Below are 17599 nucleotides of genomic sequence, written 5' to 3'. Positions count from 1 at the left end.
ACTTCCTTTCTCTTCCAAAGAAAAAGGATGTGACAAAGTTCTACCTCGTCAACATCCAATGTATCATTTTAGTTTTCGACTTCATATCATGCTTTACTTATAGCACCAACAAATCTGCTAGACAGGTTATATTGTTAGTTGAGCGTATAACTCTCTTATACTCCTGAATAGCTTGTATTAATTTATCAATATCATCAAAATAAGATTTAATAAAATTAGGATTTTTGATGTTTTTAATTTTTAAAACCGACTTGCAATACTCACTTGGTTTTGTACTATTCTTGTATTTCCTTGAGTACTCTTCAAACTTTTCCTCACTAATGATTACTAGCATTTCTATTTCTGGTGCAGTAATTACATTTATTACTTCAACCTTATTTTGATATGCTTTACGCAATTTAAACTGTTCTCGCTTCGAATCTAGAATTCGATAAACTGTAATTTTTGCAACAAAGCTTTTACCCATGTATCGATCTTCAAAATTTTTTGCACATCTACATCGTAGTACTTCTTCATCTATAAGCTGTTCCCTAGAAAAGCACAATTTATTATTATCTAACAGCAGTTCAATAATAGCCTTTTCAGTGGCCCCTTCACATAAACATGCGATGGATGCCGTCATAGTTTAATAGCTCCGTGCATAATTGCTTTTTTTAGTTGAAGATAGGCATCATATGATGGCGCTGTCCCCTTCAAATAGTCACTCTTGAAAGCATCACTCTTTTTAATGTCTGTCCTCTTTAGAATATCGTTTAACTTTTGAATCGTTATTCTATCTACATTTCTTGTGATGTAAATATTATCATTTCTGCTAAACTCATCTAATAGCTCTGAGTAATGTGTTGAAAATATCAGTGTTGCACCTCCGACATTTACATTTTCCTGAGTGAAGAATCTAATTAACGTAGAAACTATTTCTCTATTAAAGTGATTTTCCAATTCATCCACAATTACATATCCACCATGCTTGAATGCAAGCATCGCATTAATAAACACAACAATTCCCTTAATAGTTCCTGAGGATAAATAATTTTGAAATTGAATAGGGCTAGAAATTGTAATTGGTTTTCTACCATAAAACTTTAAGATTTCTTCTTGTGTTTTCTCATTATATGTTATTGATTCAATACTCGGATCTAAAAACGCCAATAATTCGCGTGGATAATCCCCTAGTATTCTCAATACATTTAAATTGGTAAAATCAAGTAAATTTCTAACATAAATTTTATTATCCTTCGTGATTGATAGTGCAATACTAATATCATTCTGCAAGAATTCCTCCGTATTGTCTCTTTCTCTCATCAAGTGACTTTCATCAAATGTTAACATATCTTTTTTCTTCTGAATGGTAGATATTTTTTTGAAATACAATTTCTCATTTTTTATGATATATTCTTCATCCAAGTCAATCGTTTTAACTTTTCCTATTGCTGATACAAGATGATACACCCCCTCATTTTCAACATAGAAAGTAGTATCGATTTGTATGTTCTCGGAATTTGTAAAGATATCATTATAGTCAATACTATTAAGTGACTTTCCATTAATAAAATCAAAACAAAGTGCGATCAATTTTAATATTGTCGTTTTCCCCGAGGCATTAATACCCACAAGAGATATCACATTGTTTGTATATACTCTTCCAAAAAGATTTGATAACATTCCAAGTTTATCTGACAAAACTCTTTGTTCTGCAAAAAAGTCAATATCTACCTTTTCTTTTAGTAGATTTAACCCACTAGCTGATAATCTAATTAACTTAATCATGATATTTTCTCCTTGAAGTAGCTTTATTTTATCATAATTGTTGAATATTTTCCATATTTTACACGTATTATGCGTGTAAAATATATAATTTCTACAGATTTTATCTCCTATTTAATGTTTTAAACATAAAGTTCGCACAAAATATTGAATTAAGATATTTATATGGTTTCAATCCTATATCATGGTTGATAGCTCTCCAAAAACCATCGATCTTTCTCTAAGAATAAGTTTCTACATCTACCTTGGATAATACATACATAACGGATACCACAACCACCAACACAAGACTCTTTCCTAGAGTGACTTAGCACTTTATCAATTTTATACTCCCGTCCATCATTCCAACATAGATAGAGTGGACGTAATTCTCCTGTTTTTCTTTGCATCACCACGACATCTACATATTTCTTATATAGCTGCATATCTCTCTCCTGTTATTTGTATTATATCGATTTGTGTTGCGTATTTCAATTATATACGCAACATTTATAAATTAATTATCTTCTAATTGTCGCAAATCTGTTATACTAATGCTGAGGTAATGTAGATGACACTAAAAGAAATGATTCACCAATACAAAACAAAAACCGGATGTAGTGATTCTGAACTTGCACGCAGATGTAATGTTTCTCGTTCGACTGTTGCACGATGGTCTAGTGGAGAAATTAAGAAGGTCAACGATGATACTGCCGAGATCTTATCTCAATTATTAGGTTACAACATCACTCCTATCCTAATGGGAATGGACACAACCATTCGCTTACCAATCCTTGGTTATGCAAAAGCTGGATATGATTTATTTGCAGAAGAAAATTATCTTGGCGAAGAAGAAACAACTCTAAAAGAAAGAGAGAATGGTGATTATTACTTGCGTATTACTGGTAACTCCATGTCTGGTATCGGAATCATGGATGGCTCACTTGTATTAGTTCGCCAATGCAATTCTATTCCCAGTGGTAAAGTTGCGGTTGTCATGATTGATCAAGAAGTTACCGTCAAGCGTGTTATCTATAAAAAAGGGATGATGATTCTTGAAGCTGCAAACCCAGATGTTGCAAGCCGTTACTTCACCCCAAAAGAGATAAAAGAATTACCAGTAAAAATAATCGGACAAGTATTGTCTTGTCGCACAAACTTCTAGACACAAAATGAGCGAGTAGCAGTGGAATATGCTATTCGCTCATTTGTAGTATGAATTTTACTTAAGCAAAAATAGTACGATCTTGGATTATCAATCCTTGATAGTACTATTTCTAAATGACTTACTTCCACTTTATTTTTTATTCTTTAGAAGTGGAATTTAACTTTTCACTTGAGCGAATCATAATCGCAACTTATTATTTTTAAGATTTTTGTTTCTTTTTTGTTCTGCTGCTTTATGATAGTTTTCAATTATAGACCCATTCACTCCCTGTTGAGTATTATCTTCAGAAACGTCGGGGTTGATTCTATTCATAGACATCACATCATGTGCTGGTTTCACAATTAATCTATTCTTTCCAAACACAGCTTCAATTAGCATGCAAATCATTGAAATCATCATAGAAATCATCAGCATACCAAGGTATTTCTTCACATGAAGCGAATCGCTTGTCTTTGGTGTTGGAACTGTTAACGGACTATTTTGTATAAATTTCCCTCTGATAACAACATCTCCATCTGGCATTGAGAAGGACTGACCAGCTTGTACATAAACATCATCAGATGTCCATCCGCTGAAATGATATCCTTCTAGCTTTGGATTATCAGCAATTGTCACAACATCTTCATAAATATGTGTTTCCGGTGCTGGAACAAGTGCTTGACTTTCATTTGGGCCTTCAATAACATAGGTCACTTTATATTGAATTGGCTCCCAAACCGCTGTCAATGTAATATCCTTATTCACAATTCCTGTTTTGAAAGTATCACTTTCTTTATATACATTACTATCTTCATCTTTCCAGCCCACCAATCGATAACCCGTTTTCTTCATTGTACCCGCACCTAGCACGGTTACTCGATCTGTATTGGAATCATCAATACTTGGGTAATATGGTGTTGTATCCACCGGTGCATCGCCAGTAACACCCACCGTATCATTCTTATACAATACGTTTGCATAAACAGCCGCGTTAAATTTACCCTCAACGACATCACCAAGTGTATTCGCTGTTGAAACCTGAATATCTTTCACCAAACCGGTTTGCTTTGGTGTTACCTTACCGTTCGCATCCGAATCAAGAATGTTTCCCGAAACTGGAACATACGTTAATGCCGGTTTCAAATTATTCGGATTTTCGCTGCTTGCATTTTGGTTAAATGCGGATGGTGATTCCGTAACATGGATCATTTGCATCGTCAAATTCAGCTCAGGAAGCTTAATAAGTCCTGCCGCAACATTTTGCGCATTTCCTGCTGCATCAAATCCATTGAAGGTTGCCGTCTTAATTGTTGTTCTATCAAAATCAGAATCTGCATCACTTACTGTCGGATCACCTGTTCCAGTTTGTTTTGTAGCTTTGACACCAGCCGGTAACGTTCCTTGTACAGAATAACTTGTTGACTGTGTATTCGTACGTATTGAGAAATTTCCGTGTCCATCAATAATTCCTTCTTCTCCCGATGTTGATCCAACAACATTTCCATTGGCATCTTCCAAATTCATCACAATATCGGTATTCTCTACTGCCGGCTCGTCCGCATCAACGACTCCATCTTCGTTCTTGTCCCACCACAATTTACCTTTTAATGTATATGGCTTCCAAATATATTGGGCTGAAGATGTATTTGCTGAGAGCACTTCACTACCTGTCGTAAAGGTATATGTACCTGTGATATAACTGCTTAAGTCATCCGCTTTAGCCGGTGTATCTTCCGCATTAACAGGAATATTCACATCAATATTTGCATCACTTCCTGGGTTCGGCTGATGTACAATTTTAGCCTTAATATAGCGGTAGTCCTTCCAATCCGCAGATGAAATTGCACTTTCATCTACATAGTTTTGTCCATCTTTACTATACGTGTATGTAACCGTATCCGTACTTCCTAATCCCGAGATGTGATTGCTCTTTGCTGGACCGGTTAAACGCATGGTAAAGTCACATGTCTTTGAAGTCTTTATTTCGTTACCTTCGCTATCAAAGGATGTCACATTAATTTGATTTCCCTTTTCAGGAAGTTGTACAACAACTTCAGCTTCATTGAGAGACCCTGGAATATGCACTTGCTCACTTACCATTAAATTCTCTTTTTCGCGTGTCAAGAATGTTACTGGCCCATTTCTATCGACAATATTATTCTTTCCTGGGTATAACTGCACACCGTTAAGAACATGCTGTAAAACTCTAACTGTGAATTTACTCATGTCACCGACTTCAAATAAAGTTGGTGTCGTCGTATCACCTGTCTTACGAATATCATCTACATCCGGAACAGCACCCTTAAACTCATATTTCTTATAAGCCGCTGCTTCTGATCCATCATACTTTGTTAATAAACCGGAAACATCATAATATACCTTTCCGAACGGATGATGATCTCCCAAAGTAGCACCATTCCAAACCTGTAAGTTGATCTTGCCTAACTCATATTTCAAACTTCCTTGGAGTTTATCAAAATGGCTCAAAGAACCTCCACTAGAAATCTTAAGATATCGTTTCCCATTTGCATGAACGACGGATATATCTTCGGCACTCAGATTATATCCATATGAAAAATCATATTTTCTCTTCACTTCCGAAACAACGGAGGCAACATCAAACTCATCATCCGTCAATTCAACATACACTGCTTCCGGCACATCCATTGGAGCATTGCCTGTAGACGATCTCTCATCATTCAACAGATCTTTGCGTTCTGCTCGGAAACTTCCGTTAAATACTCCGGATTTTTCCATGAACATATGCGTTGTATCTTCGCTTTCTTCTGCCGTTGCAATACCACCCTGATAAGCAACAACAGTGCGATCATCGCTCTTAAAATTTGCGCTCTTTAACGTCCAACGTTCTCCTTGTGGCTTATATCTCAAAGCCATTCCGTCTCCAGATCTGACTTTACTTTCAATTCCGTTCGGATCCGTATAGACTGTTCCGGAGCAAGGATCATCACATTTAAAATATCCGTCAAAATAGATCTGTCCACGATTTGTTTCCGGACCATTCACCTTTACATCCTGATTGTGATATAAAGATTTATTTCTTGATGTATCACCCAATATACGAACCATTCTAAATTCGATTTGGTGATTGTACAAGAAATCAATATCACTATCGTACTCCAAATGGAAAACTCCATCATACTTCAGCTGTAGAGATGTAAAATACTCGTTTTCATCTAATCCTAAAGTCTCTTTACTGATAACAGTATCGCTACCGCTTGGATCCATATTCGCAACGGTATACTCTTGATCATTCTTTGTTACACCGGTAGATTTGTTGTATGTTGAATAAACAACTTTCCACCCTTTCATGCGCTTGCTTAAAGTAATCGCCTTAATATAACTGATTGGCTCTTCAATGCCTACAATATTATTTGCACGTGCCTTTATTGTAATAACGGGGTTCGTATATGTACTTCTGTAATTTGTCTCATCACCTTTAAAATAGATTACACCGGCATTTGGCTCATTATACCAAAATTTTGCCTCATTCTTCTGTCCAAAGAAATATACATCTTTGGTTCCAGTATTGTCCTGTTCCATAAATTCATTACATTTTTCTTCACCGACCTTCACATATAAATAATCGGTATCCGTATCTGTATCGTATGTATACGGTGCACTATCTTTTTTCGGATGTTCTACATGATATCCAATTTGGATTAACTCATCCTTAACAAGTGGTGTTCCGTCGGCATGCGTTCTCGCTACCGCATAATTAAATGTTCCTGGAGTTTTTCCGCCACCCGAAGAATTTGTAAGAGCACTCCATTCTATCTTTACTTCACTTACTCTGTCTCCGTCTTCCAAATATTTTGCAAATGAGAAATTCGTACCATCAGAACTATATCGTATGTCATTTTCATCAACCGCTTTTGTTACAGTTGTTCCGTCTACTTTTACAACCGTTAAAATAATATTTTTCAATTTTGACCCTGATCCATATGAATCACTTCGTTTAAATGACGTAGGTCTTATTTCATAAGGGAAACGATATGTTTCCGTATATTCACCTTCAGACATAACCAAATCACCATTTGCATCATAATTTGATAAGTATCGATAATTATATACCTCTACAAATTTTTGCTCAGATTTGGAGTGACCAGGAATGACTTCCTCAATATTTGCGGAATCCTTTTTGAAATTCGGACGTGGTGTTACCTTAAATCGATCATCATAAATGCCCTTTGAAACCTTCATCTTTGTACCGGTTACACTCTTAACAATTTCTTTTCCGCCTTCGCTTTCAAAGGTAATTTCCGTATCTGCAGCCTCACACAAAGTTCCGCTTGGGAGGAATGCTCCCTCTTTGAATTTCCAAATGGCCCTAATCTTTTTCAACTGATCTCTATTATATGTCAGCCCTTGAAATCTTGAATCATTTACCTTTGAATCCGCTTCTAAATCGTACTCGAATATATCATAGGTTCCATTGGCATCTACCTGTGGAGTTGTATTCACCTTTTTGAATGATCCACCGCCGATTACATTTCCGTTTTCAACATCAAGCGAGTCTGGCCAGCATAAATCTTCCAATCCCTTTGGACGATAGACCTTGACTTGTTTGATTCGTATCAGCTTATTATCGTCTGTTCCCGCAGAAGGAATATCTAATTTTGCAAGAGGATATAAATGGTCTCGAAAATACAAACCTTTTTCCACAGAATTGTTGATATCGTTACTTATTGTAACATTTGCCGTATCTGTATCAAAAATGGAAGTTGCATTAATTTTCTCAGAGTTTCCCGTCTTTGGGCTGACAACATAGTTCTTGTTTTCGCCCATTAAATTTCCGTTCCTGTCAAGTAAGCGGAAACAAATAGTTTCCTTAGGAATACCATTTTTTATGATATTATCCAAATCACCGGTTGACATGTAATTTATATCCGTATTCACCGCCAATGCAGTAGCAAGATTATCCAATGCACCTGCATCTCCCTTAAAGGTGACTGTAACCGAAGTTAAATCATTCGGATCATATTCCACACTTTTCACTTCCGTCTTATCCTTTAAATGGTCCAATCCTGCTTGATCAAACTTCATTTCTTTTGGAAGTGTTGCTGTCAACCTGAAATCGCCACCGTGAAATGCTTCTTTTGGAATGGTAATGTTAAATACACCATTTGTCCCAGGATTAAATTGATAATGATATACACCCTCACTATCTTTTCCAACATCATTTAACATCTTACAATCAACCGTCAAAGGTACATTTGTGATGCTTGGCAGTATCGGAGAACCCAGCACACCTAAATAGAATGGGCTAAATGAAGAAGCAGTAAATGTGATTTGTCCCTCTTCATTCACTTTTAAATCAACCTTTTCCATCTTACCATCAGTATAATGAACCAACTGGTATTGTTCTCCTTCAGGTAGCTTTTCCCCATCTTTTCTCGTTAATGTTATCTTTACCTGCTTATCTTTAGCCGGTTCAACTTCATTATTATCCCATTGATTTCGAAAAGATATATTCATTCCATAAATATTTTTAATTGAAATCTCTTCCTCTGTTTTTCCAGATTGTTTAATAAAGGCTTCCTTTGCCAATTCCATTCTACCGGTAGATAAGTCTGAACTTGCCTGTAACGTCGTGGACAAAGGAAATGTATTTTCACTATATTCTGCTTTAATCGTGAATATGCCACTAATATCGCCTTCAAAGCTTCCAGCCTCCATATATTGAGGAGTATTCTGTACAGCCTGAATATCATCATTTCCCGATTCTTCTACCTTATCTGTATTTTCTTCCTTAGTAGAAGGTTGGTTATCAGGAACACTTGTTTTTTCCGGAAATCCATTCACTTCATTAGAAGAACTTTTCGCATCTAGAGAATCCTCCGTTGCTGTTTCATTTTTTTCTATAACATTCGTTGTCTCACTTTGATCGGCAGATGCTTCATCTGTTTCAGCACCAATCGCTTTAGATGTTGTGCTTATATCAGTGCCATTTGCCGTCTCTGCATAAGTTGCCAAAATATAATGACTCACCATACTGAATATAACCAGTAAACTAGTTATAAATGTTTTGAAATTCCTTAGTGCTCGGTTTTGTGTTTTTTTCTTCATACTTTCCTTACGTCCTTCTTTTCTTTAAATACCCTTAAATAATTGCTTCAATATTTCATTTTTTTGACCATGATTTATTCCACAAAATCCTTCATAACAATCTAATTTTTTCTTTAATATGTATTTTGCAAATTTTAATACCATTGCCAAACCAACCCAAATTAATATTCCCAAAATTGTCAATTTATTCATAATTTTTATAGTTTCCCATTTTACTTAGCAGCATCGTTTGCTTTCTATTAATCCAAATTAATGTTTGAACCATCGGTAATAAGATGGATATGCCATATATTCCTGTCAAAATTATAGATGTTAAAATAACAATATTTAGTGCAGAGAGTTGCCAATCATTGTTAATATTCTTTGTAGGAATCACCTTTAGAACATCATATCTTTTTTGTTTGGAAAATTTATTCTCTGCAGCCGAAGAAATAAGGTTAAACCCATTTTCGTCAGAAATCTCGTTATTTTCCTCAACAATCTTATTGTTGTCAGATTCCACAAACTGATTCGCATCAATTGACTGGATTATATTTCCTTCTATATTATCTGATGACATTTCTATCTCTTCATTTGATACATTCAAATTGTCGTTGTCCTTATCAAAATCAACCGACTGATTTGTATTTGAACCAGATTCTGTCGACTGATTTACATTCGGTTCAGATTCTGGTGACTTTGTTTTTTCAGATTCCGAGGACTGATTTGCATTCGGTTCGGATGTTGGCGATTTTGATTTTTCAGATTCTGATGATTGATTTGCGCTCTCTTCAGATTCTGGTGACTTTGTTTTTTCAGATTCTGATGATTGATTTGCGCTCTCTTCAGATTCTGATGATTTTGATTTCTCAGATTCTAATGGCCCATTTGAATTCGGCACCGTCATTATGTTTTTGGTATATATATTTGGGAAACCATCACCCATTAAAAAATCTGATTTTCCCCGATTATCCATATCCACGATAGTATTAGAATTGATTTCTTCTGCCTTTACTACGAATCGAGGTGATAATATCAACAACAGTATAGTTGAACCTATTAATACCATTTTATATTTACTCATAGATTTCCCTTTCTAACATTAATAGTACAAGTAGTATATTTTATTTTTCTTATTATAATACCAATTTTTGTATAAACGACATCTATTGTGAGTAGACAGCGGTCTAAGTATATAACTTGGAATCTCTACCGATAAAAAACTCCTATGCTAAAATTCAGTCTTACAAGTGATTGAAATTAAACATAGGAGGCGCCAAATGGCTATAAATGATACTATCATATCCACGCTCAATGCTAGTGACGATATGATCTTTTCGATTGATACATATAAAGCAAATAATACTCATTCTACCCATGTTGTTGAAAATAAGTTCCAATTTGAAACTTGCGTATGAATTGGAGGAACTATATAGGAACTTTAATAAACGCTGTTCTTTTGAAGAAGTTACTATACAATATAAAAACAGTAATAGAAGCACTTGAAACCCGAAATCATCAATAGTTCCAGAAGCCCTTATGATAATAGACGACAATCTATCACATTAACTAACGGACAGCTAATCAATGTAATACCATCAATCACTTGTACACAAAAGGATGACTACATCAGAATGCCAATACTAGCACTCTATAGTCATCCTATTTTACTACTCAAAACTCATTACTTAATTTACTTGAACAAAGTTATGCACATAATGTCACATCTCTTTCGCCTACTATTTTCACAAACTCTATACTATGTGATTTTTCTATAACTATAAGCTATTTCACATTATCTTTATAAATGTAATAAAGTCTTTACATTACTACGATATTTTCTGCCCACTGGAATTTGCATATTGTTTGCTAAGCATAAACCTTCTTGATAGGAATATCTTACGATCTTATCGGCTGAGACCAAAAATGATCTATGTACACGAATAATACGATAAATCAATAATGTATTCTGCATTTTATCTAAAGAAGAGTAAAATTCAAATTTTTGCTTATCTCCATAGTACACAATTATTCGATTATTTTTTGCTTCAAATGCAAATATATCCGAAAGTGCAATATTTCTATATTCACCAATACCTTTTAATAAAAGATACTCCTTCTTCTTTTCTTGTGCATTGCATATTGCCATTCCAATAACTTCTTTTATTCTAATATCTGATGTTTTGTTTTTTACAATATATCCGCTAGCATTCACATCAAATGCATCAAAAACATATTTTTCAGATTTTGTAATAAAAACAATCTCTCCTGCAAAATGATATTGTTTACGTAACTCTTTAGATACCTCTATACCGTTCTTTCCTGATACCATACCAATATCCAAAAATAGAACATCAACAAGTGCTCCATAATCTTCAATATTTAATAAAACTTCTGCTGCTGAAGTACAAGTATGTATCTCTAATGGAATGTTTATATTTTTTGCAATTTCTACCGCAATAATCTTGTATTTTTCAATATCTTCTATTTCGTCATCGCAAAATAAAATATGCATATATAGCCTCCAAATACATTTTAAATTTCCCAGATTTAAATGTTTCTATTAAATAAACACCGTATGATTAGGTATATTGTACAAAGACATTACATCATTTTGCAAGTTTACCATGTAAATTCATTTCGCACTTCGTGTTCAACAGGACCATTCGTTCATAAATAAAAGTTAACCCTCTAATTTGCTATCCAACTTTTGGGGTTAACTTCGGTTATTTTATATTATTCTTTCATTGTTTCTTCTGTAGCAGGTTCTGATGTATCTTTTTCTTCATATTTGAAGTCTGCAGAAATATCTTCACCCTTTACAACTCTTTGAATCTGCTCAGCTGTTAATGTTTCATATTCCATTAATGCATGGGCGATTGTTTCAAGTTCTGTCTTATGGGCTTCGATAATCTGTCTTGCCTTTGTATGGCATGTATTAATGATCTTACGTACTTCCTGATCAATCTCATACGCAACCTCACCAGAAACGTTATTTGGTTGGTTATAATCTCTACCTAAGAATACATTCTCATTACCGGCGTTGTATTTAATAGGTCCAAGATCACTCATACCATAGAGCGTAACCATATCTTTTGCGATATTTGTCGCATTTTGAATATCGTTACTTGCGCCTGTCGTAATGTCATCAAAGAATAATTCTTCTGCTGTACGTCCACCCATATAGGAAGTGATTGTATCGAGTAAATCGTTCTTTGTATGCATCATCTTTTCTTCCTTCGGTGTCATGAGGTTATATCCACCCGCTTGACCACGAGGAATGATTGTGACTTTCTGTACTACCTGTGCATTCTCTAAGAATAAACCGATAATTGCGTGTCCACTTTCATGGTAAGCAACTAACTTCTTTGTCTTATCATCGTATGTACGACTCACCTTTGCAGGTCCCATCATAACACGGTCGATTGCTTCATCAATCTGTTTCATGCCAATTTCATCTTTGTTTTCACGTACCGCAAGAATTGCAGCTTCATTCAATACGTTCTCTAAATCGGCACCAGAGAAGCCTGGAGTACGCTTTGCTAAAGCACCTAAATCTAAGTCCTTTACAAACTTCTTATTACGAGCATGTACATGTAGAATTGCTTCTCTACCCTTACGGTCTGGAAGTGCTACTGTAATCTGACGGTCGAAACGTCCTGCACGTAATAATGCTGGGTCTAGTACATCAGGTCTATTAGTTGCCGCAATGACAACAACACCTGTGTTTTCTTCCATACCATCCATTTCAACGAGCAATTGGTTCAATGTCTGTTCACGTTCATCGTGTCCACCACCAAAGCCAGCACCACGTTGACGACCTACCGCATCGATTTCATCGATGAAGATAATGCATGGTGCAGTCTGTTGTGCCTTCTTGAACATGTCACGAACACGGCTTGCACCAACACCGACAAACATCTCAACGAAGTCTGAACCAGAGATACTATAGAATGGTACATTTGCTTCACCGGCAACTGCCTTGGCAAGCAATGTCTTACCAGTACCTGGATGACCACTTAATAGGATACCCTTTGGAATACGAGCACCCATCTTCTCAAACTTCTTAGGATATTTGAGGTAGTCGATGATTTCTGCCATTTCTTGCTTTTCTTCATCACAACCTGCCACATCACTAAAGCGAACACGAATCTTACCTTCTAATTTCGCTCTTGATTTTGAGAATTCAAATGCCTTCGCATTAGCACCGTTTGCGCCATTCATACGGTTTAACATCCAAACCGCAAATACCGCAAATAAGATAAATGGAATAATGGATACCACTGTTTCCAAGAAGATATTGGATGCGTCCGCATCCACAATTGTCAACTTAGTGGATTCATTTCCAAGATTTTTAATCACCTGTCCAATTTGATCAGAAGTTGATGGAATTGTCGCAGTAAATGTTACTTTTTGTTTATCTTTTTCGTAAACACCCTTTACGACTGTCACATTCGTCCCGATTGAGACAGATACTTCATCTACCTTTTCTTTTTCAATGACATTCTGTAGTTCATAGTATGTGATGCGTTCTGATGAAGCACCCATGTTTAATCCTAATAAGCTGATAACCGCAAGAATGACCACAAGATAAGGGAGAAAGTTTGCTAATTTATTTCTCTGCATTTATTTACTCCTCATTGCATTGATAACATTCGTCTTTCAATACACCAATGTACGGAAGACAACGATATCTCTGGTCGAAATCCATACCAAATCCAATTACGAATTCATTTTCGATTTCAAAACCAACATAATCCGCTTTAATATCTACGACACGACGACTAGGCTTATCTAATAGTGTAATGATTTTAACGCTATTAGCACCCTTATGTAATAGTGTTTCACGTACCGTCTGAATTGTTCTTCCTGTATCAACAATATCCTCTACAAGTAAGATATCTAGTCCTTTCACAGATGTATCTAAATCCTTTAAGATACGAATATCGCCAATCGATTCTGTACCTTCATAACTACTAACATCCATAAAGTCATACTGAATGTCTAAATCAATATGTTTAATTAGCTCAGCTAAGAAAGGAACTGATCCACGTAACAGCGCAACTAATAGTGGTTGTTTTCCAGTATAGTCTTCTGTAATCTTAGCGCCTAATTCCTTAGAACGTTCACTAATCTGTTGCTCACTAACTAACACTTTCTTTATATCTTTTTCTACCCACATGAGAAATAACTCCTTTTATAACATTAGTATTGTATCACATTCAAATTAGGCATTGTAGAGTAATGCAGCACATTACAGCCAAGTCCAGGCACAAGAATAATCTCTCCCGTAGCGTTCTCTACAACTGGCCAAGTTTCTCGTTGATATTTTGGAATATGACGGTCAATAAAGAAGCGATGCACTTCTTTACAACCAAAACGCATTTGAATCTTATCTCCTGCTTGAAAAGAGCGAATCCGAATTGGAAAGTCTGCCTCTTCTAGCGTTAGCGCAAAGACGCCAAGACTTCCGTTTTCTGTATAGAAATGTTCTTTACGAATATCTTGTAATTCCTCCATTGATTCAAACACATAACAATATGGTTTTTCTGAAACATACTTCAAAAGATATGTCCCATCACTCACTAACGATAACTCACCTAGTGGAATTATAAAATCACATGCATGCATGATAGTTTTATCAATCCCTTGCAAATGCTTTAAAGAATAGTGTGGTGTCTTTTCCACAAACATTCTTAGCATTGTCACTCTATCCTCTTGCGCTAATGCACGATATGTCGCTAACAGAATCTTGTCTTGTCGAATATAGGTTTTCACACGACATCTTCTTTCCTGCATAATAGCGTTTTTTTGTTTGATTTCACGTAGATATACGCTTCTTTCGAAGGAAGTCATCGGTTCTACAATTTGATGGCGAATCTGATTTCGCGTATACTCATCACTTAGATTTGTCACATCGATATAATAGCGTAATTCATGCTCCTTACAGTATGTAACAAGTTCTTCCTTCGTCATTTGCAGTAAAGGCCTTTTAAACAATACACCATGCATTAACATCTCTTCCCGCAAGCCATAATACTCTGGCACAATATTCTTACTTTCTTGCATGATATACGTCTCTAATAAATCATCTTGATGATGCCCAATCAATACACCCTGAAATCCCTCACGTCTTACAATCTCTACAAAAAAGCGATAGCGTAACTCACGTGCCGCAGCCTCAAAGTTCCCCGTATAAACAAATGGATCATTATGTACAAAGATTGAAATTCCTCTTTCCACACAAAAACTGCGGATATAGTTTTCTTCTTCATCCGCTTCTGGACGATGATGATAGTTTACATGCGCAACCGCACAATCAATACCCGCATCAATACACATTTGTAAAAGTGCCATAGAATCTGGTCCAGATGAAACCGCAATTAACCACTTTCCTTGTAGTTTTTCCATGTCAGTATAATAACATATCCCATCACTCTGTGCTGAACATCACCCTCAACATTCTTTTCTGAACTTCTTTAAACATAGGTGCTGTAACAGGAATATGTGCTTTAATATCAATCACTCTAGCTGTATTGATAAAACGTATATCATTTAAAAATAACACCGATGGTTTGTTCAAACCATTTATTAAACCGATCTTCATTAAGTGATATTTCCCCTGTGGATGATAGATAGAATCATAAGCTTTTTGATATGTTGCCTCATTGGAAGTCATCGGAACAACCAAAGCTTTCTTTGCACACACAGATACGACTAAACCAAAATGTTGATAACCCATTTCATTCAGGTATGATTGACCAAATTCGATATAACAAATATCACCTGGTTTTACACTGATACCAATATCCTTCCCCGATTGATAACGTGAACGTATCACCCAGTTTGCTTCAGATATCATACCCGCTTCAATATTATGAGGTTGTATAATCCGATAGAGATCCTTGCGGTAGGACATGTAATGATGCCATAAATCATATTTTTGTGCCTTATCTTTCATATCATTGTTTCCCCTTTACTTCTATATTCAAAGGGAAACTAGAAACTCCACATCATTTCTCAAAGTTTATGAATATAACTACAAAAGACCAAATGCATATCCTCAAATGGTCGAATGATACAGTCATTTATTATCTTAAGTCAAAATATAATTATTCTTCATTTTTCACTACTAAAACAATTGAATAAAACAAGGATTATTCCCAATTTATTTTTAGTTTCTTCTTTTCCTTTACACAGTCTGCTAAATATAAATTAATTAATGTTTGATAAGGAATACCCGTATGCATCGACTCATTTTTAAAATAGTCAATCACAGATTTATTAATATTAATCGTAACTTGCCGCTTTAATTCCTTCACATATGGATTTTTAATCGCTTTTTCAAAATTAAACTCTTTCTCTAGATATTCATCTTTTTTTGTCATACTCAAATACCCCTTTCGTAATTCCGTCTTTCTGTTAACGTTGCTTTTCGAGATGATATGATTCTAATTATTTTCTCCTCTCTAATGCAGTGAACAACCAACAATATATTTCCTAACTCACTACTTCCTAAGATACGAAATCTATCTTCATCATTTGAATGCAAATTATCATATTCTAACAATGCATTTTCATCATAAAACACTGTCATTGCTTCTTCAAATGTTACACCATGTTTAGATTGGTTAATTTTACTTTTATATTGATCCCATTCAAACGAATACATCAAGATACCACCTACATCTATATGATAATTATATTGTAATTATCATATAATTCAATATTATTAATCAAATTGGCATTAATTATATAACAAAACAGGCAACCACAAATTATTGTAATTGCCTGCTTACTTTATCCAAAATGGAAAAAACTTAATATAAATGAACCTGCTAGGTATGCAATTGCCATCACTAGGATGAAGTAAAGCGCCTGTGCTTGATTCACTTTATTTTTGCGTAATAACTTTTCATAATTGATTGCGTCCATCGCAAACCACGTCACAAGGAACATCAATAAATATACAACGGAGCGCAAGATAAAGTACAGATTGGACATGTCTTACTTTGTACCGAAGATACGGTCGCCAGCATCCCCTAATCCAGGTACGATATAACCATTTTCATTGAGATGGTCATCCAATGCGGCGATATATACATCTACATCTGGATGACTCTTTTGAATTACCTTGACACCTTCTGGTGCAGCCACTAAGCATACAAGCTTAATATTCTTTGCGCCACGCTTCTTGATTTGCGCAATCGCATCCTTTGCACTACCACCAGTCGCCAACATTGGGTCAACAACCATAACGATAGTGTCTTCTAAATGGCTTGGGAACTTCGCAAAATATTCTACAGGTTCTAAAGTTGTTTCATCACGATACATACCGATAAAACCTACCTTTGCTGTAGGAACCAGACGTCTAATACCATCTAATAAACCAATACCTGCACGCAAGATTGGAACGATGACTACTTCTTTACTTAATTCATAACCAGTACACTTCGCAACCGGTGTTTCAATTTCAATTGGATTTGTTGGTAAGTCACGGCATACTTCATATGCCATTAATTCCGCAATCTCGTCAAGATTCTCACGGAAATCCTTTGTTCCGCACTCTTTACGACGCATCTGTGTCAACTTATGTGTAATTAGGGGATGATTCAATACTTCTAACATTATCTTCTTTCCTCC

The 17599-nt window shown here is 35.5% G+C and carries 16 protein-coding genes; 1 reads left to right on the top strand and 15 read right to left on the bottom strand.

Annotated elements, in window-relative coordinates:
* Window positions 1-97: 97 nt before the first annotated feature.
* The 3 genes from RWM19_RS03430 to RWM19_RS03420 form a co-directional block, all read right to left on the bottom strand.
* Entirely contained in the window at window positions 98-622 is a 525-nt protein-coding gene (locus RWM19_RS03430) for a hypothetical protein (RefSeq protein ID WP_313983719.1), read from the bottom strand.
* Window positions 619-1767 (bottom strand): ATP/GTP-binding protein, encoded by a 1149-nt coding sequence (locus tag RWM19_RS03425; protein ID WP_294023644.1) that lies wholly within the window; start codon window positions 1765-1767, stop codon window positions 619-621. The genes RWM19_RS03430 and RWM19_RS03425 overlap by 4 nt, the downstream gene beginning before the upstream one ends.
* A 179-nt stretch (window positions 1768-1946) precedes the next feature.
* Entirely contained in the window at window positions 1947-2189 is a 243-nt protein-coding gene (locus RWM19_RS03420; RefSeq protein ID WP_294020124.1) for a hypothetical protein, read from the bottom strand.
* Window positions 2190-2314: 125 nt separating this feature from the next.
* Here RWM19_RS03420 and RWM19_RS03415 point away from each other — a divergent pair, with 125 nt between their 5' ends.
* A complete protein-coding gene (locus RWM19_RS03415) occupies window positions 2315-2908 on the top strand; it encodes a S24 family peptidase (protein WP_313983713.1) in 594 nt (197 codons plus the stop codon).
* A 180-nt stretch (window positions 2909-3088) separates the two neighbouring features.
* Here the strand turns inward: RWM19_RS03415 and RWM19_RS03410 are convergent, their stop codons facing one another.
* The 12 genes from RWM19_RS03410 to upp all read right to left on the bottom strand — a co-directional run bounded on the left by RWM19_RS03410 (window position 3089) and on the right by upp (window position 17584).
* Entirely contained in the window at window positions 3089-8977 is a 5889-nt protein-coding gene (locus tag RWM19_RS03410) for an InlB B-repeat-containing protein (RefSeq protein WP_313983710.1), read from the bottom strand.
* Window positions 8978-9001: 24 nt separating this feature from the next.
* Window positions 9002-9169: a hypothetical protein gene (locus RWM19_RS03405; protein WP_294023687.1), complete on the bottom strand. Its 168-nt coding sequence runs from the start codon at window positions 9167-9169 to the stop codon at window positions 9002-9004.
* Complete coding sequence (locus RWM19_RS03400) at window positions 9162-10040, bottom strand: hypothetical protein (protein WP_294023685.1); 879 nt, start codon at window positions 10038-10040, stop codon at window positions 9162-9164. The genes RWM19_RS03405 and RWM19_RS03400 overlap by 8 nt, the downstream gene beginning before the upstream one ends.
* Window positions 10041-10757: 717 nt before the next feature.
* Window positions 10758-11471: a LytTR family DNA-binding domain-containing protein gene (locus RWM19_RS03395; protein WP_294023682.1), complete on the bottom strand. Its 714-nt coding sequence runs from the start codon at window positions 11469-11471 to the stop codon at window positions 10758-10760.
* Between the two features lie 221 nt (window positions 11472-11692).
* Window positions 11693-13582 carry an ATP-dependent zinc metalloprotease FtsH gene (gene ftsH / locus RWM19_RS03390; protein WP_313983703.1) on the bottom strand — a complete coding sequence of 630 codons (1890 nt, stop codon included), beginning with the start codon at window positions 13580-13582 and terminating at the stop codon, window positions 11693-11695.
* 4 nt (window positions 13583-13586) lie between these two features.
* The gene (hpt, locus tag RWM19_RS03385; RefSeq protein WP_294020112.1) at window positions 13587-14138 is read right to left on the bottom strand and encodes a hypoxanthine phosphoribosyltransferase; all 552 of its coding nucleotides are present in this window, start codon (window positions 14136-14138) and stop codon (window positions 13587-13589) included.
* A 23-nt stretch (window positions 14139-14161) separates the two neighbouring features.
* Window positions 14162-15367 carry a tRNA lysidine(34) synthetase TilS gene (gene tilS / locus RWM19_RS03380; protein ID WP_313983698.1) on the bottom strand — a complete coding sequence of 402 codons (1206 nt, stop codon included), beginning with the start codon at window positions 15365-15367 and terminating at the stop codon, window positions 14162-14164.
* Between the two features lie 22 nt (window positions 15368-15389).
* On the bottom strand, window positions 15390-15917 hold the full coding sequence (locus RWM19_RS03375) for a type II toxin-antitoxin system PemK/MazF family toxin (protein WP_313983695.1): 528 nt from the start codon (window positions 15915-15917) through the stop codon (window positions 15390-15392).
* Between the two features lie 196 nt (window positions 15918-16113).
* A complete protein-coding gene (locus tag RWM19_RS03370; protein ID WP_294020108.1) occupies window positions 16114-16344 on the bottom strand; it encodes a BrnA antitoxin family protein in 231 nt (76 codons plus the stop codon).
* Between the two features lie 2 nt (window positions 16345-16346).
* Window positions 16347-16628: a BrnT family toxin gene (locus RWM19_RS03365; RefSeq protein ID WP_294020107.1), complete on the bottom strand. Its 282-nt coding sequence runs from the start codon at window positions 16626-16628 to the stop codon at window positions 16347-16349.
* Window positions 16629-16756: 128 nt separating this feature from the next.
* A complete protein-coding gene (locus tag RWM19_RS03360) occupies window positions 16757-16960 on the bottom strand; it encodes a DUF1146 domain-containing protein (RefSeq protein WP_294023674.1) in 204 nt (67 codons plus the stop codon).
* Window positions 16961-16963: 3 nt separating this feature from the next.
* On the bottom strand, window positions 16964-17584 hold the full coding sequence (gene upp, locus RWM19_RS03355; RefSeq protein WP_294020105.1) for a uracil phosphoribosyltransferase: 621 nt from the start codon (window positions 17582-17584) through the stop codon (window positions 16964-16966).
* Window positions 17585-17599 lie beyond the last annotated feature (15 nt).

Source organism: uncultured Solobacterium sp. (assembly GCF_963517755.1).
Classification (GTDB): Bacteria; Bacillota_I; Bacilli_A; order Erysipelotrichales; family Erysipelotrichaceae; genus Bulleidia.
The sequence above is the reverse complement of the archived record's forward strand: the minus strand, read 5'-3'. Positions and strand labels throughout refer to the sequence as shown.